General features: G+C 64.0%; 1 protein-coding gene. It reads right to left on the bottom strand.

Annotated elements, in window-relative coordinates; genetic code table 11:
• Positions 1 to 2016 (bottom strand): zinc-binding dehydrogenase (locus ACL02S_RS24075; RefSeq protein ID WP_412804778.1); only part of this gene is annotated, 2016 nt, incomplete at both ends.

The raw sequence follows: 2016 nt of genomic DNA, 5'->3' as shown, positions 1-2016 counted from the left end.
AGTATTGTGCGTCGGCATCGATGGTCACTTCGGGTAGTTGTGGGCGTACCAGTGGCGCGTCCTCGGTCATGTCGAGCACTATCCGGCCGAGTTGGGTGGAGCGTGCGACTTCTTCGAAAGCGCGCGTGACATCGGCGGTGCCGTAGAGGTGGTAGGGCAGTGGTCGATAGATGCCGTCTCTGAAATTCTGGAAGGTTTCGGTGGATTTCGCGATGCATGCGTCGAATCGGCGCGCCAGCATCCGGTCGAGGTCGAGGGAGAAAAATGCCACGTTCTTGGTGAAGCGTCGTAGTTCGAGCATGCCGCCGAAGTAGATATCGGTTCTGCCGAGTTCGACGATGCGCCCGAATTCCGCGACCGCGCCGAAGTTCTGTGCCAGGATTTCACCGGGTGCGGAGTTGATCACTATGTCCGCGCCTTCGCCGTCGGTGAGGGTGCGGACTTGGTCGACGAAGTCGAGGGAGCGGGAGTTGACGACGTGGTCGGCGCCTTGTTCGATGACGTAGGCGCGGCGTTCGTCGGTGCTCGCGGTACCGATCACGCGGGCGCCGTGGCGTTTGGCGATTTGTACCGCGGCTGAGCCGACCGCGCCGGCGGCGCCGTGCACCAGTACCGTTTCCCCCGGCTGCACGTGGGCGGTCTCCTCCAGTGCGTATAACGCGGACAAGAACGGGATGATACTGCTGACCCATCCGGGCTCGATCTCGTCGGGGAAGGGGAACGCCACGTCCGCGCCGAGGGTGTTGTAGCGGTGAAGCATGTCCTCGCACAGGATGACGACCTGGTCGCCGACCTCGAGCCCGGTGACGCCCGCGCCGATGCGGACGACCACACCGGCGCCTTCCATACCGAGGTTGAGGCCGTAGTAGGTGTCGCCGAGTTCGCGTTCGCCGAGTATGCCCATGACCTTCATCGCGTCTTTGTAGTTGAGGCCGATCGCGGTCATCTTCACTTCGACTTCGCCGGGGCCGGGGGCGCGTCGGTCGCATTGCCGCCAGGCCAGCTGGGAGAAGGTCTTGGTCTTGGGCAGCTCCAGCTGGAAGTTGGCTTCGGGATCGGTCAGTGGTGCTGGCTCGTCGAGAGCGTCGAGACGGTCCTGCAGCGTGTGTTGCACGATGGTGACCCACCGGGCTCCGTCGTGCAGGAACACCTCGTCGGCGTGGTCGTAGGTGAACGCGCCGGGAATCGTCAGTTCCGTGGCGAGGGCGGCATCGTCGATGTGGTCGTCGAGGCCGATCAGCCGCCACCGCAACCACGACTGCTCATTGAGCAGCACTCGATGGGCGCCGATCAACGCGCCCTGGGTCGGGTTCGGTGCGGTGTCGGATTCCGGAGAGATGACGGCCTTCTCGGTGATCATCGAGGCGTAGAAGCCGTCGGTGCCGAGAAGTTCGGTTTCGGTGCCGTGTTCTTGCTGCCAGGTGTCGAGGAACTCTTCGGTGGCTACCGCGATGCGGCGCAGTGTCCACAGGGTGGTTACTTCGTCGTAGCCGGTGCCAGCGACGACGATCAGGTGCAGGCGGTCGGCGCCGTCGCGGGTATGGGTGGCGCGTAGTTGTGTGGTGAGGGCGGTTTCGAGGTCCTCGCGGTCGGGGTCGCCCACAACGAACAACTCGGCGCCTGCGGAGTCGGGGGTGGTCAGGCGCAGGATGCGTTCGGCGGCCGGGGTTGCTGCGGTGTCCATCACCACGATCAGGGTGGCCAGGTCCGTGGTGCCGGGCAGGGTGGCTGGGTCGATGGGATCGCGTGTCTGCCAGATCTCTTGGTAGAACAGGTCGATCATGCGTTGCATCGGGGCAGGTTGTGAGTTGATGAATCCGAGTTGTAAGCCGATGATCTGCATGCAGATGTTGTGTTCGGCGTCGAGCAGGTCGATATCGGCGCTGTTGCCGTCAGGGGCGATTCGCGCTATCGCGGTGATGGTGTCGGAAAGTGGTGCGCGCAGGCGTACTTCGTCGACCGCGACCGGGACTCGAGCTCCATCCGGGCGGGCTTTCTTGGCTACCATCAGGGCGG

Source organism: Nocardia spongicola (assembly GCF_047200775.1).
GTDB lineage: Bacteria > Actinomycetota > Actinomycetes > Mycobacteriales > Mycobacteriaceae > Nocardia.
The sequence above is the reverse complement of the archived record's forward strand: the minus strand, read 5'-3'. Positions and strand labels throughout refer to the sequence as shown.